The sequence below is a fragment of the Acrocarpospora sp. B8E8 genome (assembly GCF_039871605.1).
GTDB lineage: Bacteria > Actinomycetota > Actinomycetes > Streptosporangiales > Streptosporangiaceae > Acrocarpospora > Acrocarpospora macrocephala.
The window spans coordinates 212,130-226,766 of sequence record NZ_JBDPLV010000003.1 but is presented as its reverse complement, the minus strand read 5'-3'; the positions used below and the strand labels follow the sequence as shown (position 1 = coordinate 226,766).

The window sequence follows — 14,637 nt, the reverse complement described above, 5'->3', positions numbered from 1 at the left end:
CCGGAGCGATGTTCGCTCCGGCCCATGGTGTGTGGGTCACGGTCTCTTGGGGGCTGAGGTGTCGATTGGCTTCATGGGGTTAAAGGTTGGGTCGGTGTCGGTCTTTGTGTTGATTTGGTCGGTGGGTGGGGGAGCGACCGTTACCGGGGTGCCGAAGGTGTCGACGTTCATTTCGACGCGCTGGCCGTTGTCGCTGAAGGTGACGACCAGGCGGCGGACTCGGCCTTGGTCGTCCACCTCTACCGTGCCTGAGGCTTCGTTGGATTCGGCTTTGGTGTCGTAGCCGGGCCAGTTCTGGTCCTTCAGGGAGAACGCGAAGCGCTGGCCGGTCCAGTCGGGGCCGGAGGCGGGGCCGTCCTCGCGGACGTCGGTGGCCAGGCGGAGTTTCTCCAGGGCGGCTTGGGGGTCCAGGGGGGCGAGTTTGACCAGCATGGTGGCCGCGGGGGCGTCTTTGATCATTGCCTCGTCGCGGGGAAAGACGCTCCATAGGGTGGCGTCCTGGGGCCGGGTGTACATCGTGTCGCCGATGAAGCGGGTCTCGGACCTGCCTCCGGCTTCGGTGATGATGCCCAGCCGGTTGACGGGGTCGAAGGCGCCTTCGAAGGTTCTGGTGCCGGTGTTGGTGTGGATGCGGTAGCTCTCCTTGCTGGTGTTCTCGATCGCGGCGGCCACCTGGGCCTGGGCCGAGGGCTGGTTTCCGGGGACTACCAGCATGATCGCGGTCATCGCGGCGGCAATGCCGATCGCGGCGATCGACGGCACCAGGACTCGGATCCGCCTGGGCTTCAGCGCCGGCATGAGGTCGATGCCCGGGGGGCGGTCCTCGGTGGCTCTGATGAGCAGGGTGCGGAGTTCTTTCTCGGTCATGGACGGCTCCTCGTGTGGGTTTCTCACCGGACTGCACTCCCTTCGTCCTCGGTTCGGTTGACCACGATGTCGGGCGAAATCAGCCGCCGCATCGCCTGTAGACCGCGGTGCGTGTGGGATTTGACCGAGCCCACCGAGCAGCCCATCAGGTCGGCGACCTCCAGTTCCGGCAGGTCCACGAAGAAACGCAGGACCAGCGCCGTACGCTGCCTGGCCGGGAGTTTCGCCAGCGCGTTCCGGACGTCCTCCGCCACGGCGCGGGACTCGCTCAGGTCGCCGGAACTGGGCAGATTGGGCAGTTCAGCGCGCGGGATCTCCCGACGCCACCGGGCTCGCCACCATGATCGGTGGGTGTTGACCAGGATGCGCCGCAGGTAGGCGTCGGGCTCGTTGCCGGTGTCCAGCCGATGCCACACCTGGTACAACTTGGCGAGGCTGGACTGCACCAGATCCTCGGCCGCGTGCCATTCCCCGGTGAGCAGGACCGCCGTTCTCAGATGGTGGTCACCCCGGCGCCGTACGAAGTCCACGAAATCCGCGTCCACCCGGTCTCCTCTCGTCGGTGAAAGCCACCCCTGACACGCCCTAAGTCCCACCCCAGGTTGACGACATATCGGTCGATGATAGGAATCGTGGATCCGGAATGGTTTGCCGCGGTCGCGGCGCTGGTGGGCGAGTCCGCGGGGGATCTGTCGCTGGAGGAGCTGGCTGTACGGCTCGGCGATCTGGTGCGCGCGGACGAAGGCAATCTGGAGGCGTGGCGGCTGCTCGGCTGGCTGCACTGGTACCGCTATCAGGCGGGCGGCGATGATCGGGAGCGTTACGCGGCGGTCGAGATGCTGATTCGCTGTTTTGTCGCTGGTGACGACGAGTTGCCCACGCCCCTGCTGCCCGACGTGGCCGAGCGGGCCTATCTCGCCGCCATGAACTGGCGCGCTCAGGCGCTCGACGATCCCGGGCGTGACATCTCCCACAGCATTCAGCTTTATCAGCGTATTTTGCGTGTCACGCCGGATGACCTTGAATGGCGGGCGATGTGGCTGTCCGAGCTTGGGGTGGCGTTGCGGACGCGGTTTCAGCGGACCGGCGTACTCGCGGATCTGAATGCCGCGATCGAGGCCGGACGGGAAGCATTGCACGCCAGCCTGGCCGAGGACAGGGGCGAGTATCTCAATGATCTCGCCAACGCGTTCCAGAGCCGCTTTGAGCGCATTGGTGACATCGCGGATCTCAACAGTGCGATCCAGTTGCTCACGGAAGCCACGAACATCCCTGACGACATCGAATTGCCGATATATCTCAACAACCTGGGGAATGCGCTGCTGGCCCGATTCGGTCGTTCCGGTGGTGGGGAGGATCTCGACGACGCGATCCGCCATCTCGATCAGGCGCTGGCCCTCGCTCAGGCTGCGCCGCCGGAACTGCCGGCGGATCTGAACGAGATCATGCGCGCGCTGCTGCAGTCCACGTCCGGAGGCGATCCAGGCCAGCGCGCGGCGATGTTGTTCAACCTGGGGAACGTGTTGCTCACCCGCTCCAGCCGTCCTGGCGCGGAGGCGGACCTCGACACCGCGATCGACCGGCTCACCGAGGCCGCCCAGGTCAGCCCCGCTGACCACGAGGATCGCGCGGCCGTTCTCGCCGGCCTGGGAAACGCCCTGCTCATCCGGTTCGGCCGCACGTCCGCCCGTACGGACCTGGCTACCGCTGTCGCCACGCTCAGGCAGGCGGTCGACGCCACACCCGCCGACCATCCCGAACGCGCGGCCCGGCTCATCAACCTGGGCCGGGCCTTGCAGAGCCAGCCAGAACACCGCCGCGACTCGGTGTTCTCCGTCTACGCCGAGGCCGTGCGCACCGCCTCAGCCGCCCCGTCGGTACGGATCGAGGCGGCCCGATCCGCGGCCAGGATCGGACCACGGGCAGCGGAACTCATGGAGACCGCCGTCCACCTGCTACCCGAGGTGGCGCCACGCCAACTCGATCGAGAAAACCAGCAGTACGCGCTCGGCGGCTTCGCCGGACTGGCCGCCGACGCCGCCGCTCTCACGCTGGCCGACACCAGGAACCCCGAACGCGCGAGCCGTGCCCTGCATCTTCTGGAGCAGGGCCGGACGATCCTGTTGAGCCAGGCGATGGACACCCGCAGCGACCTCAGCGATCTCCGGGAAAGCCACCCTGACCTGGCCTCCCGGTTCACCGAACTCCGTGACCTGCTGGACCGGACGCCCGCGACCGCCATCACCATCTCGTCCGACGTGCCACCCGGCGCCACGACGCGGGACCGGCACGCGCTGGCCGCGGAATTCAGCGCGCTCATCGCCAGGATCCGGCGGCTGGACGGATTCGCGGGTTTCATGAGCCCGCCGTCCACCGAGGAGATCCTCGCCGAGGCCGCGTACGGGCCGGTGGCGGTGCTGAATGTCAGCACTTATCGCAGCGACGCCTTGATTGTCACCACCGGCGGCGTCGTGGCGCATGAACTTCCCGATCTCGCGCCCGAGATCTTGATCCGCCAGATCAACACCTTTCACGAGGCCCTGAGCGATAAAGACCAGGAGCGGCAGCTTCAGGTGCTGGAGTGGCTTTGGGAGGTGGTGGCCGGGCCTGTCCTGTCTGTCCTCGGACTGGGTCGGGATTCCAGTGCCTGGCCTCGGCTGTGGTGGGCGCCGGGTGGGCTGCTCGGCCTGCTGCCGTTACATGCCGCGGGCCGCCAGGGCGACTCCGTTCTGGATCGGGTCGTCTCGTCGTACACGCCGACCGTACGAGGTCTGCGCTATGCCCGCGAGCAGGCGCGAAGATCCGCGGGGACGCGGGCGCTGATCGTCGCGATGCCCACAACCCCGGGCAAGTCCGGGCGATTGTGGCAGGTGCCCGCGGAACGCGAGATGCTCCGCAGGCGCCTCCCGGGCGCGGTCGTGCTCAGCGAACCCCACCCCGGGCCGACCCGCCCTTGGCGAAAGAACGAGTCGGACAAGCTGCCGACCAAGGCCAACGTCCTCGATGAGCTGCCGGCCTGCTCGATCGCGCACTTCGCCTGCCACGGCACCAGCGATGCCACGAATCCCTCCCGGAGCAAGCTGCTCCTGCACGATCACGCGAGCGATCCCTTCACCGTCGCCTCGCTCGGACCGGTTCGGCTGCGGTCGCCGCGGCTGGCGTACCTGTCGGCTTGCGAGACCGCCCTGACCAGCAACACCGAACTCGTCGACGAAGCCATCCATCTGGCCTCCGCTTTCCAGCTCGCCGGATATCCCCACGTGATCGGCACCCTGTGGAAGGTCAACGACCGGGCCGCATTCGACATCGCCGACACGTTCTACGCCACCCTGACCGAGGGAGGCACACCATCGCACGCTCTCCACCACGCTGTCCGTGCCGCCCGGGAGTACGCCCCTGACGATCCTTCCCTCTGGGCCGCCCACGTGCACTCCGGCGCGTGAGCGGTTACCTGCGGGAATCGACGAGGGCGCGGCGGGTGGGCAGGTCGAACAGCCACGTCGCCCGGGCCGCCTTCAGGCCGTACTCGATGAGCAGGCAGGTCGCCACGAGCAGTGCTGTCACGATGAGCGGGTATGTGGCGGCGAGCACGGTCTGTGCGGCCGGGCTCGCGTGGGAGAGCGGGGCGGCCACGGCCATGTGCAGCAGGGCCAGGATCGGCATGTGGATGACGTAGATCGGGAGCGTGCGGCGGCCGAGCCAGGACAGGGCCGCGCCGATGTGGGTCCAGCGGGCCACCAGGGGGGCGGCGCTGAGGCCGAAGACGGTGGCGATCAGGGAGACTGCTGTCCAGATCGTGGGGGTTTGCTGGGTGGCGGTGGCGGCCATGGCCAGCAGCGCGACCGCGTACACCGCACCTATCGCGCCGGCCCGGCGCCAGTTGGTGTGCTGGGCCAGGCGCTCGATGTGGGGGCGCAGGTGCAGGCCGAGCAGGAAGAACACGAAGTTCTGGAGCAGTGAGCCGCGGTTGCCGGGGGTGGCGATCAGGTCGGCGGCGGCCACGACGGCCAGCAGGGCGGCGGCGCCGAGCAGGATCGGTACCGGCACCCGCTTGAGCGCCTTGGCGGCGACGAAGTAGAGGGCCAGCGCGTACAGGTACCACAGGTTGGGCGGGGTGATCGTGAGCTGTTCGGCGAATTGGCCGAGGCTGCGGGCGCTGAGGGTGTCGAAGCTGGGGGTGAACCACAGGATCGCGGTGTGGATGAGCATCCAGACCAGGTACAGGTAGAGGAACTTGGCGACACGGGAGCGTACGACCACCCGCCAGGGGCGGTGGAAGGCGCTGACGGCGAACATGCCGGAGATGGTGAAGAACAGCGGCATCCGCAGGGTCATCAGCTGGTCGCCGAAGAATCCCCACATGGCCGGGATAGCCCCGCCGGCCTGCCAGTCCACTTGCAGGTAGTGCTTGGTGACCGCGTGCCAGAGCACGACCAACAGGATGCAGACGCCCTTCGCGACATCCGCCCATACCGCCCGGGGGTTCTCCATCTCCACCACGCCCTTCTCGCTGAGTAGGGCAACTTTGTGCTGGTACGGAGACAATGAGGATGGCGGAATCCTCAGTGTGGATAAGTACGCTTTCGCGTGGTCAGCCGCGTGGGGCGTACATGATGACGGCGACGCCGACCAGGCAGATCGCCGCGCCGATCACATCCCAGCGGTCGGGGCGGAAACCGTCCATCACGATGCCCCACACCAGCGAACCCGCCACGAAAACCCCGCCGTAGGCAGCCAGGATGCGGCCGAAATGGGCGTCGGGCTGGAACGTGGCCACAAATCCATACGCGCCCAGCGCCAGGATTCCGGCCACGATCCAGGCCAGGCCGCGGTTCTCGCGCCAGCCCTGCCACACCAGCCACGCACCACCGATCTCGAACACCGCGGCCAGGGCGAACAGGACAAGCGAGCGAATGATCGTCATAGGACTATGTTCCCGGCGAGCATCCGCAGCCGCACTCGCTCGCTTGGGCTGCCCGGCCCCACCACAGCGCGCCGGCGGCGGCCAGCAGGAGAGCGGCGGCCGCCAGCAGCCCTTGTTCCGCGATCGCCGCGCCGGCACCGGTGAGAACCCCGGCGGCGATCAGGAAGGGAAGCGCGCAGCACACCGCGCAGGCCAGCGCGGCCAAACCGGCGGCGATCTTGCTGCTTTTCGGGGGAGAGCTATTCACCCGCCCATGGCATGCGCGCGGTTCGGCGAGGGTGGCTGGACGATCGTCGTGTCGCGTCATCGGGTCTGTTCCTCGGCGAGTTCGGCGTACGGCAGGGGGCAGTCCGCGCACGTGCAGTGGGTGAGGCTGTCGCAGCGGGCGGCCACCACCTGGTTGAGCGCGTCGCGGATGGTTGCCAGGTCGGTGATCCTGCGTTCGATCTCGGCCAGCTTGGCTTTGGCACGTTCGCGCAGGTCGGCGCTGGGATGCCCGCGACGGCCGGTCTCCAGCAACTCGGCCACCTCATCGAGCGTGAACCCGAGCCGCTGCGCGGCTTTGATCACCACGAGCAGGGTGACCGTGTCGGGCGGGTAGGTCCGGTGCCCGCCCGGGCTCCGCTGCGGTTCCGCGATCAGCCCGCGACGTTCGTAGTAGCGCAAAGTCTGGACGTTGACTCCGGCCCGCTCGGCAACCTGCCCGGTGCGCAGTCGCCGCTCGATCTCGTACGTCATGAGGTCGCCGTGCCGAACAAGGCGGTGACCACATCGTGTGCCTCATCCGGGGCGGTCACCGTGAAGCGCATCCCGGCCGGGCCGACGCTCAGGGCGAAGGTGAAGAACGAGCAGCATTCGAACTCGGCCACGGCCAGCCGCGCCAACTCCACCGCCGTCCGCCCGTCCTGCGCGAAGGTCAAGGTGATCCCGCCATCGGCGGATTCCCGTCCGGTGGCCGCACCGATCACCTGCTCCCATTCGCTGAGCCGCTCACGCATGGCCTCGGCACCTTCCAGGGTGCACACGATGGCCGGCTCACCACGCGATCCGCCTTCCAAAACGGAAGCTGCCGGATCCCCACCCCCGACCAACTCGGCACCGAGACCAAGCCGCCGCGCCGCATTGGCAAACCGGTCATTAATCGACAGCGGCTCCGCCGACGAGCAGCAGGCGCAACCGCCGTCCTGCATCAGATTCGACATCAGTAGGCTCCAGCCCTTCGGTCCGTCGTACTTCGACCGTAAGCCCGTACCTAGGTACCGAATTCAAGACGAGTGAATGTGATCTGCATCACATCCGATGCGTCCACCGCCCCTGCCCGCACGTCTGGATCACGGCAAGACGACGCCGGGCTTCGGAGCGTCACTGATCGACTCGGGCATATAATCTATTAGCATCTCAAGCTTATAGTTGATGATATGCAGATCTGCTGCTTTGAGCGCGGAAACCTGCTCGTTGTCCGGTTAGGGGCTCACGCCGGTATTGACTAATTGTAATGCGGACAATTCGTGTCAACCTTCGCGAGGCGGGGGGCGTCTTGAATAGCGCCCCATATTGCCCTTGAAGGGAAGCACGTTGCGTCTCGCCTACTCCTCGCTTGCGGTTTCTCTCGCAGCGTCCGCGCTCATCGCCGCGCAGCCGGCCCACGCCGCCACGCCGATCGTCCAGTTCATTCGGGTTTGGTACGACAGCCCGGGCAAGGACTACCGCAGCAACAGCAGCCTCAACGCCGAGTACGTGATTATCAAAAACACCACGCGCAAGGTGATCGACCTGGAGAACTGGGTTCTCCGCGATGAGACCGGCTACAAATACATCTTCGGCCAGGTCACGCTGAGAGCCGGGAAACGCCTGATTGTCCGTACCGGCCAGGGGACGGATACGACCACCACCGTGTACTGGAATCGCAAGCAGTATGTCTGGAACAACGACGGCGACACGGCGACCCTCCGCAACGCCACCGGCAAGAAGATTGACACCTGCGGATGGACCAAACTCAAGCCCGGCTACACCAACTGCAGCTGACGATGCCGGCCCGCTAGCAGTCGCAGCTGCAACTGCAGCAGTCGCAGCAACCCGAGCACGCGTTGCAGCACTGGCCGCAGGCGTCGCAGCCACCGGGGTCGCACCGGTCGCCGCACGATTTGTACCGGTCCTCGTCCCACGGTGGCCGGTACAGCCCGCAGGTGCAGCAGGACGCCGACAGGCACAGCAGCGACAGCAGCCCGCCGGGGTCCGGCTTCAGCCGAGGATCACGCGGCGGTGCCTCGGGGCTCTCCTGCTCGGCCTCCCCGAAGATCCGGGCGGTGGCGCGGCCGGTCTCCCTGACCAGCAGCGCGTGGACCAGGTGGCGTCGCTCCAGGTCCAGTTCCGCCTCCGCGAGCCGCAATCCGTGCACGGCGTCGTCGCAGTGCCGCCGCGCGGCCGCCAGATCCGTGCCCGAGGCGGCGAGCGGGTTGTAGACGCCATTCGCGCGGTCGCGGGCCAGGTCCTCGACGGCGTCCAGCAGGTGCGCCAGGCGGCCGAAGTATCGCCCGGCCTCCTCCAGCGCCTCCCGGTTGCGCGGTTTTCCGGCCAGCGTCGCGGTGTGCCCGAAGGCGGCGGCGACCGCGGCCTCGGTGGGGGCGGTGAGCTGGAGCAGGCCCGCAGCGGGCAGGCGCTCCAGCCGGGCCTGCTCCTGGACCGCCGCCAGCAGCGGGGCCGGGTCGAACCGGAGCGCGGCGGCCGTGCCGGAACCGGCGGACGACCAGCGTTCGGCCAACCGTCCCGCGCCGGCCGCCACCAGCCGGCGGGCGTAGAGGCCGTCGCCGTCCTCGATGTGGTCTCTGAGCTTGCCCGAGGCCAGGATCAGCGAGACCGCCGCCGCCAGCCGTACCCCCTCGGCCTCGACGACGTCGGCCCCCTTGAACCCGCGCAGAGCGCAGGCCGCCGCGCGCCGCCGAGGGGCGGCGGCCGGCGTCTGCGCCTCAGTCAGCACCGACACCAGCAGGCCGTCGTAGTTGGTCACCAGCCGGGCGGCGTGCCCGTGCTCGTCCCTGAGCGCCAGGCAGAGCCCGCACAGATGCGCCATCCACTGCTTGAACAGTCCACCGCACATTCCGTGCCGGCATGGGCGAACGATCCCGAACATAGGCCCCTTCCCTGAACATCCGCCGCTTAGCCTGCCAGGCGCCACTTGTCGCACACTTGCAAACGGCGACGTCGAGCGGGGGCTCGGTGCCCGTTAGAAGATCGAGCCGGTTTGCACGTGCCGGGTCGGCGTTGGTGGCGCCCCTCCGCAGGACGTCAGGTGATCAGGCAGAGGGTGTTGCCTTCGGAGTCGGTGAAGGCGGAGATCCAGACCTCGGCGCCCGGGGATCCGAAGGTGCCGGTGCTATCGGAGAAGATCAATTGGGGTTCCTCCACGATCTCCACGTTCAGGGTTTTGAGGCGGGCGGTCTCGGCGTGGATGTCGCTCACCCGCAGGTAGAGGCGTGCCGACGGCGCGGCCTTCTCGATCAGCAGGCGGGTGTTGCCCAGGTCGAAGAAGACCAAGCCCGGAGGGTCGTAGGTGGCGATCGGTAAAAGGTGGTCGCCCGGTCGAGATCGTGGGCGCGTTGCGCGACCTGCCCGAGGGTGGATGGCTGCCCGTTCATCGCATCTCTCTCCGCCGGCCAAACTACGTAGCAATGCTCTGGGTATTAGACGCGTAGCAAGGCTATGTAAATTGCCGTCATGGACCACGACGTGGAACGGCTCGCGACCGACCTGCACTCGGCCGCGATACACCTGCTGCGCAAGGTGCGGGAGGTGGACTCCGAGCTCGGCATCACGCCCGCCAGGCTGTCGGCGCTGTCGGTCGTGGCGCTGGGCGGCCCGCGTACAGTCTCGGAACTGGCCAAAGCGGAGCGGGTCGCGGGCCCGACGATGAGCCGCATCGTGGCGGCTCTGGAAGCCGCCGGTCTGGCTGTACGGCGCCAGCATCCGCACGACGGACGCGCCATGGTCGTTCACGCGACCGAGAAAGGCCGAGCTGTGATGGAACGCGGCCGGGCACGGCGGGTCGGCGTCCTGGCCGCGCGGCTCGAACGGCTTCCCGACGACGACCGGCGAACGCTGGAGCAGGCAGTGCGCCTTCTACGATCCCTCGTCACCGGAAACGACGACAGCTCATAGGCCCAGCGCTCCCGCGCGGTGCCCGGCCTGGAAGCGAGAGTCGGCGTCCAGCTTGGTCATCAGGTCGGCGACGCGTCTGCGGTAGGTGCGGAGCGACACGCCCAGCCGCCGGGCGGCGGTTTGGTCGGTGAGCCCGTCGGCGAGGGCGCGCAGGACCGGGCGGTCGGCGGGATCGAGGTGCGGGATCTCACCGCGGAAGTAGGCGTCCAGGTCGGTGGCCGCATCCCAGGCCGCCGCGAACAGCGCGTGCACGCCGCCGACCAGGGTGGGCACCGTGGTCACGGTGTACTGCCTGCCGGTTGGCGTGGCCTCACCGGCCAGGATCATCACCCGCCGGTCAATGATGATCGTCTCGTGCGGCAGCGGGCTGGAGCTGATCCGCACCCGCACGCCCTTACTCGCGATCTGGCGCAGATGCAGACGGTCCGGCTCGCCGATCAGCGCCGCCGGAGTGAACAGCTTTCGCACGGCGAGGCCGGTGAGGATGCGATTGGGTGCCGGTCGCCGCGACCAGGTGTCCAGGTCCACAGCCGCGCAGACGAACTCGTCACGCACACCCTCGAACAGGTGGCCCGCCCGAAGTATCAGCTCCTGGTCACCGTGAACCGTAACGACCTCCATGCCGCCAGTCTGGCAGCAAGCTGCCACGCTGTCGCTTTCATGCCTGGCCGGTCGGCAGGCTGCGGCCATGACATTCCTTCTCGGTGGCGACCTGACGATCAACAGGCTGGGCTTCGGCGCGATGCGCCTTCCCACGGGCACTTTCCAGGGGCCGGTACGCGATCCCGCGACCGGCATCGCCGTCCTCCGCCGTGCGGTGGAGCTGGGCGTGAACCATATCGACACGGCCGGCTTCTACCTGCGGGGCGAGGTACGGGCCAACGATCTGATCCGCCGGGCGCTCGCGCCGTACCTGGAGGAGCTGGTGATCGCGACCAAGGTCGGGCCGCTGCTCGGCCCCGGCGGTATGCCGAGCGAGGAGGCGGCCCCGGAGCAGCTTCGCGGGCTGGTGGAGGGGAACCTGCGCGATCTCGGCGTGGACCGCCTCGACCTGGTCTACCTGCGCGTCGGCGGGATGTCCGGGCCTGGTGGCGTCTCGATCGCCGACCGGTTCGCGGTGCTTGCGGAGCTCCGGGAAGAAGGACTGATCCGGCACCTCGGGATGAGCAACGTGGACGCCGCCCAGCTCGCCGAGGCCCGCGCGATCGCCCCGGTGGCTGCGGTCCAGAACGCCTTCCACGTGCACGATCGTGGCGACGCCGCGTTGCTGGCCACCTGCGAGGAGGCGGGGATCGGGTTCGCGCCCTTCTTCCCGCTGGGCGGCGGCTTTCGCCCGATCGACGCCACCAGGCTGGAGAAGGTCGCGGCCCGCCACGGCGCGACAACCGCGCAGATCGCGCTCGCGTGGCTCCTGGCCATCTCACCGGTGACACTGGCCATCGCGGGCACCGGCTCCCTCGCCCACCTGGAGGAGAACATGCGCGCCGACCGCATCAACCTCACACCGGACGATCTCGCCGACCTCGGTTAGCGGAAGATCAGGGACTCACGCCAGGCCGCGTGGCAGACCGCGCCGGGCGATGGGCGCCCTCGCCGACCTAACCAGCACCCCAACAGCCGTCACATCGTTCGCCTGCGTGGCCGCGGCATTCGCGGTCGCAGTGGTGCTAAGAGCCCAAGAACCGCCCCTACACCCTCAGAAGAATGACCTGCCCCTCGCCTACCCCGCTATCCACGCCGACCAGCGAGGGCGATACCCGTTCGCAGTGGGCGATATCAGGGCACGTGCTCGGTGATCACTTCTAAGCAGGTGGCATCTGGTCGCGTGGGGGATATAGGCGTTCGAGCCGATCGGCGTGAACGGCGTAGATGTAGGGGCCTGCCGTGACGGCGGCAGCGAAGATCGCTTTCTGGTTGGTCACAAATCGTTCGGCGTAGGCGGCGGAAGTGAGGTCACCGCGGGTAATGACAAAGCATCGGGCCTGGTGTTCGATGACGGCTTCGATCTCGGCCTGCCGGTAGCGGATGCGTTTGTCCTTCATCAGTACGGCCCAGCCGAGCTTGGCGCTGTCCTCGATCCAGCGGGTGTCCTCGACCTTTTCGTCTTCGGGTACGCCGTAGTGTTCGGCCAGGGTGATCAGATCCCAACCGGCAGCGCGGAGCAGTCCTGGGACAGCTACTCGTCCCAGACTGCGGTCGACGAAGAACTTAGGCTGCTGCTCGGGTGGCGACACGGAGCGCGTCCTCGACTTCGTCTCTGCTGAGTCCGTACTCCTCGGCCACGACGTCGACCGGCTCGCCGGCTTGGAACAGGTCGATGACGTCTTCGAGTTTGGCACCGCCTCGGGCGAAGCGGGGGCGGCCGAACGCGTGATCGGCATCGACGCGCACGTCGGCGACCCGGTATTGCGGCAAAGTGATGACCTGGGCGTATCCGTCTGCGGCGAAGTCCACCCGGCGTAGATAGCTGGCCACGATCTCGGAGAACACCAGCTGGCTATTGCGGACGACGACCAGCTCTCGCGCGGACTCGTCGCCGACGTGCTCGGCGTAGTCGTAGAGCACTTCAGCGCCGTCGGTGAAGAGGCGTCGGCTGGCCAGGGCGTGCTCCAGTCCGAGCTCGCGCTGGAGCGCGTCGATGGCGGGTCTGATCCGCTGGAGGGGCACTCCCGCCTGCCGGAAGGCGGCCAGCGCGTATCCTTCGGCTAGGCCGATGAACGGCACGGACGCCTCGTTGGGGCGGTCCGGTCGTGCAGCCGTGATCACGGGGGTGCCGTGGACGGTTCGGCCGTCACGCAGACGACGTTCGTAACCGAAGGCCCACGTGGTGAAGGTTGACGGGGGCACGGCGAGATAGCCCGCCGCTTCGGCGATGCCATACAGCGGTGTCGTGAACCGATTGATCGCCACGCTCACCTCCCGTTTTGCCTCGTGATCTCAGCCGATTCTGTCACTTCAATGATGTCGCTCGTCGGTTTAGCGGCCGATTGCCTCCCGGCGGCCACGATGCTAACCGCTGCCTGCGGGGTACGGTCGCAGGTAGTATCGGAAGCCGATATCGGATTCGTCACCTCTTTGGTCAGGTCCGTGGACGGCTCGGGTGGGGAAGGGCTGGTCTGATGCGGGAGTTTCTGCGTGGTGCGGTTCGGCTGCACATCCTGCATCATGCGGCCGAGCAGGAGATTCACGGTGCCTGGATGACCGAGGAACTGGCCCGGCATGGGTATGCGATCAGCCCGGGGACGTTGTATCCCACGCTGCATCGGCTGGAAGCCGACGGGCTGCTGATTTCCGAGCAGCGCACCGTTGATGGTCGCGTTCGGCGGGTATATCGGGCCACCGAGGCCGGGCATGCGGCGCTCGCCGAGGATCGGGCCGCGCTGGCTGAGCTGGCCCGAGAGGTCCTCCCCAAGCAGTCCTGATCGTCGTACGGTGTTCACCGTCCTGTCATGGGCGCCTTGATATCGTCTGGCGATATCGGTCCTCGTAAGGAAAGAACCCCCACATGAGTCAGGAACCGCCCGCACCTCCCGGCCAGGCGTCGTGGCGTGAAGTGGCGCTGCTGTTCCTCAAGCTGGGGACCATCGCCTTCGGCGGGCCTGTCGCCCACACCGCGATGATGCGCCATGAGCTGGTCCAGCGTCGCGGCTGGGTCACTGACCAGCGCTTCGTCGACCTGATGGGCGCCACCAACCTGATCCCCGGCCCCAACTCCACCGAACTGGCCATTCACCTGGGCTTCGACCGGGCCCGCTGGCGTGGCCTCATCGCCGCGGGAGTGTGTTTCATCCTCCCGGCCGCGCTTATGGTCACCGGGCTGGCATGGGCGTACGTGACCTACGGCCACACACCCGCGGTCGAAGGCATCTTGTATGGCATAGTCCCCGCGGTCATTGCGATCATCGCGCACGCTTTGCTCGGTCTGCTGCGCACCGCGGTCAAGAACATCTGGCTTGGCATCCTGGCCGTCGCCGCTCTGGTCGCCTACCTGCTGGGCGTCAACGAGCTGCTCGTGCTCGCCGGCGGGGCCCTGCTGGCGGCCGCCGCCCGGATGCCGCGCCCATCGCGCGACCAGGCGCACGGCATGCTCGCCGCCCCGCTGCTCGCCGGTTCCCCCGTGTTCGGCGATCCCGCCGGCGGCCAGCTGGTCCAGCTGTTCACGACCATGCTGAAGATCGGTGCTGTGCTGTACGGCAGTGGCTACGTGCTGCTGGCGTTCCTGCGCGGCGACTTCGTCGAGCGGCTCGGCTGGATCACCGAGCAGCAGCTCATCGACGCGGTGTCCATCGGGCAGGTCACCCCCGGCCCGGTCTTCACCACGGCGACCTTCCTCGGTTACGTGATCGCCGGACCGATCGGCGCGTTCTTGGCCACGGTCGCCATCTTCCTGCCGTCATTCGTGTTCGTCGGCCTGCTGACCAAGCTCACCGACAAGCTGCGCTCGGCGGCGTGGACCTCCGCCCTGCTCGACGGCGTGAACGCCGCCGCGCTCGCCCTGATGGCCGGAGTGTCCTACCAGCTCGGCCTCACCGCGATCATCGACCCGCTGACGGCGGCCATCGCCCTGCTCACCCTGGGCCTGCTGTGGAAGACCAGGCTCAACAGCGCCTGGTACATCGCCGGCGGCGCCGCCATCGGCCTGGCCCACACCCTGCTCACCTGACATCGGGCGGCATGCGCATGCTCCGGCC

The 14,637-nt window shown here is 67.8% G+C and carries 18 protein-coding genes; 6 read left to right on the top strand and 12 right to left on the bottom strand.

The window, feature by feature from the left end:
• Nucleotides 1-36: 36 nt before the first annotated feature.
• Nucleotides 37-867, bottom strand: a complete 831-nt coding sequence (locus ABGB08_RS05150; protein WP_347586804.1) for a hypothetical protein — start codon at nt 865-867, stop codon at nt 37-39.
• 23 nt (nt 868-890) lie between these two features.
• Nucleotides 891-1,412, bottom strand: a complete 522-nt coding sequence (locus tag ABGB08_RS05145; RefSeq protein ID WP_347586802.1) for a SigE family RNA polymerase sigma factor — start codon at nt 1,410-1,412, stop codon at nt 891-893.
• 87 nt (nt 1,413-1,499) lie between these two features.
• On the opposite strand from ABGB08_RS05145, the gene ABGB08_RS05140 reads away from it, so the two are divergent.
• On the top strand, nt 1,500-4,310 hold the full coding sequence (locus ABGB08_RS05140; RefSeq protein WP_347586800.1) for a CHAT domain-containing protein: 2,811 nt from the start codon (nt 1,500-1,502) through the stop codon (nt 4,308-4,310).
• A gap of 4 nt (nt 4,311-4,314) precedes the next feature.
• On the opposite strand, the gene ABGB08_RS05135 is transcribed toward ABGB08_RS05140, so the two are convergent.
• The 5 genes from ABGB08_RS05135 to ABGB08_RS05115 all read right to left on the bottom strand — a co-directional run bounded on the left by ABGB08_RS05135 (nt 4,315) and on the right by ABGB08_RS05115 (nt 6,993).
• Nucleotides 4,315-5,358 carry an acyltransferase family protein gene (locus tag ABGB08_RS05135; protein ID WP_347586852.1) on the bottom strand — a complete coding sequence of 348 codons (1,044 nt, stop codon included), beginning with the start codon at nt 5,356-5,358 and terminating at the stop codon, nt 4,315-4,317.
• Between the two features lie 100 nt (nt 5,359-5,458).
• On the bottom strand, nt 5,459-5,791 hold the full coding sequence (locus tag ABGB08_RS05130) for a YnfA family protein (RefSeq protein ID WP_347586798.1): 333 nt from the start codon (nt 5,789-5,791) through the stop codon (nt 5,459-5,461).
• Between the two features lie 4 nt (nt 5,792-5,795).
• Entirely contained in the window at nt 5,796-6,038 is a 243-nt protein-coding gene (locus tag ABGB08_RS05125) for a hypothetical protein (RefSeq protein WP_347586796.1), read from the bottom strand.
• Nucleotides 6,039-6,094: 56 nt separating this feature from the next.
• Nucleotides 6,095-6,529, bottom strand: a complete 435-nt coding sequence (locus ABGB08_RS05120; protein WP_347586794.1) for a MerR family transcriptional regulator — start codon at nt 6,527-6,529, stop codon at nt 6,095-6,097.
• On the bottom strand, nt 6,526-6,993 hold the full coding sequence (locus ABGB08_RS05115; protein ID WP_347586792.1) for a hypothetical protein: 468 nt from the start codon (nt 6,991-6,993) through the stop codon (nt 6,526-6,528). Before ABGB08_RS05115 ends, ABGB08_RS05120 begins: the two co-directional genes overlap by 4 nt.
• 373 nt (nt 6,994-7,366) lie before the next feature.
• On the opposite strand from ABGB08_RS05115, the gene ABGB08_RS05110 reads away from it, so the two are divergent.
• Complete coding sequence (locus tag ABGB08_RS05110) at nt 7,367-7,816, top strand: lamin tail domain-containing protein (RefSeq protein WP_347586790.1); 450 nt, start codon at nt 7,367-7,369, stop codon at nt 7,814-7,816.
• Between the two features lie 13 nt (nt 7,817-7,829).
• Here ABGB08_RS05110 and ABGB08_RS05105 read toward each other — a convergent pair whose 3' ends face one another.
• Both ABGB08_RS05105 and ABGB08_RS05100 read right to left on the bottom strand, forming a co-directional pair.
• A complete protein-coding gene (locus tag ABGB08_RS05105; RefSeq protein ID WP_347586788.1) occupies nt 7,830-8,921 on the bottom strand; it encodes a DUF5685 family protein in 1,092 nt (363 codons plus the stop codon).
• 155 nt (nt 8,922-9,076) lie between these two features.
• Nucleotides 9,077-9,325 carry a hypothetical protein gene (locus tag ABGB08_RS05100; protein WP_347586786.1) on the bottom strand — a complete coding sequence of 83 codons (249 nt, stop codon included), beginning with the start codon at nt 9,323-9,325 and terminating at the stop codon, nt 9,077-9,079.
• A gap of 180 nt (nt 9,326-9,505) precedes the next feature.
• Between ABGB08_RS05100 and ABGB08_RS05095 the strand changes: the two genes are divergently transcribed.
• Complete coding sequence (locus ABGB08_RS05095) at nt 9,506-9,946, top strand: MarR family transcriptional regulator (protein ID WP_347586784.1); 441 nt, start codon at nt 9,506-9,508, stop codon at nt 9,944-9,946.
• On the opposite strand, the gene ABGB08_RS05090 is transcribed toward ABGB08_RS05095, so the two are convergent.
• Nucleotides 9,941-10,567: a helix-turn-helix transcriptional regulator gene (locus ABGB08_RS05090; protein WP_347586782.1), complete on the bottom strand. Its 627-nt coding sequence runs from the start codon at nt 10,565-10,567 to the stop codon at nt 9,941-9,943. The genes ABGB08_RS05095 and ABGB08_RS05090 overlap by 6 nt on opposite strands.
• Before the next feature lie 67 nt (nt 10,568-10,634).
• Here ABGB08_RS05090 and ABGB08_RS05085 point away from each other — a divergent pair, with 67 nt between their 5' ends.
• Nucleotides 10,635-11,477, top strand: coding sequence for an aldo/keto reductase (locus tag ABGB08_RS05085; protein WP_347586780.1), 843 nt, complete (start codon nt 10,635-10,637; stop codon nt 11,475-11,477).
• Between the two features lie 271 nt (nt 11,478-11,748).
• Here ABGB08_RS05085 and ABGB08_RS05080 read toward each other — a convergent pair whose 3' ends face one another.
• A complete protein-coding gene (locus tag ABGB08_RS05080; RefSeq protein ID WP_347586778.1) occupies nt 11,749-12,180 on the bottom strand; it encodes a hypothetical protein in 432 nt (143 codons plus the stop codon).
• Nucleotides 12,155-12,856 carry a DUF433 domain-containing protein gene (locus tag ABGB08_RS05075; protein WP_170322459.1) on the bottom strand — a complete coding sequence of 234 codons (702 nt, stop codon included), beginning with the start codon at nt 12,854-12,856 and terminating at the stop codon, nt 12,155-12,157. Before ABGB08_RS05075 ends, ABGB08_RS05080 begins: the two co-directional genes overlap by 26 nt.
• A gap of 209 nt (nt 12,857-13,065) precedes the next feature.
• Between ABGB08_RS05075 and ABGB08_RS05070 the strand changes: the two genes are divergently transcribed.
• Together ABGB08_RS05070 and chrA are read left to right on the top strand one after the other, a co-directional pair.
• Nucleotides 13,066-13,368, top strand: a complete 303-nt coding sequence (locus ABGB08_RS05070) for a PadR family transcriptional regulator (protein WP_347586775.1) — start codon at nt 13,066-13,068, stop codon at nt 13,366-13,368.
• Nucleotides 13,369-13,451: 83 nt separating this feature from the next.
• Nucleotides 13,452-14,609 carry a chromate efflux transporter gene (gene chrA, locus ABGB08_RS05065; protein ID WP_347586773.1) on the top strand — a complete coding sequence of 386 codons (1,158 nt, stop codon included), beginning with the start codon at nt 13,452-13,454 and terminating at the stop codon, nt 14,607-14,609.
• Nucleotides 14,610-14,637 lie beyond the last annotated feature (28 nt).

Bases quoted from the DNA above. Each gene is read 5' to 3' on its own strand.
- ABGB08_RS05150 (WP_347586804.1), bottom strand. From the start codon at position 867: ATGACCGAGAAAGAACTCCGCACCCTGCTCATCAGAGCCACCGAGGAC.
- ABGB08_RS05135 (WP_347586852.1), bottom strand. From the start codon at position 5,358: ATGGAGAACCCCCGGGCGGTATGGGCGGATGTCGCGAAGGGCGTCTGC.
- ABGB08_RS05130 (WP_347586798.1), bottom strand. From the start codon at position 5,791: ATGACGATCATTCGCTCGCTTGTCCTGTTCGCCCTGGCCGCGGTGTTC.
- ABGB08_RS05120 (WP_347586794.1), bottom strand. From the start codon at position 6,529: ATGACGTACGAGATCGAGCGGCGACTGCGCACCGGGCAGGTTGCCGAG.
- ABGB08_RS05115 (WP_347586792.1), bottom strand. From the start codon at position 6,993: ATGTCGAATCTGATGCAGGACGGCGGTTGCGCCTGCTGCTCGTCGGCG.
- ABGB08_RS05105 (WP_347586788.1), bottom strand. From the start codon at position 8,921: ATGTTCGGGATCGTTCGCCCATGCCGGCACGGAATGTGCGGTGGACTG.
- ABGB08_RS05095 (WP_347586784.1), top strand. From the start codon at position 9,506: ATGGACCACGACGTGGAACGGCTCGCGACCGACCTGCACTCGGCCGCG.
- ABGB08_RS05090 (WP_347586782.1), bottom strand. From the start codon at position 10,567: ATGGAGGTCGTTACGGTTCACGGTGACCAGGAGCTGATACTTCGGGCG.
- ABGB08_RS05085 (WP_347586780.1), top strand. From the start codon at position 10,635: ATGACATTCCTTCTCGGTGGCGACCTGACGATCAACAGGCTGGGCTTC.
- ABGB08_RS05070 (WP_347586775.1), top strand. From the start codon at position 13,066: ATGCGGGAGTTTCTGCGTGGTGCGGTTCGGCTGCACATCCTGCATCAT.
- chrA (WP_347586773.1), top strand. From the start codon at position 13,452: ATGAGTCAGGAACCGCCCGCACCTCCCGGCCAGGCGTCGTGGCGTGAA.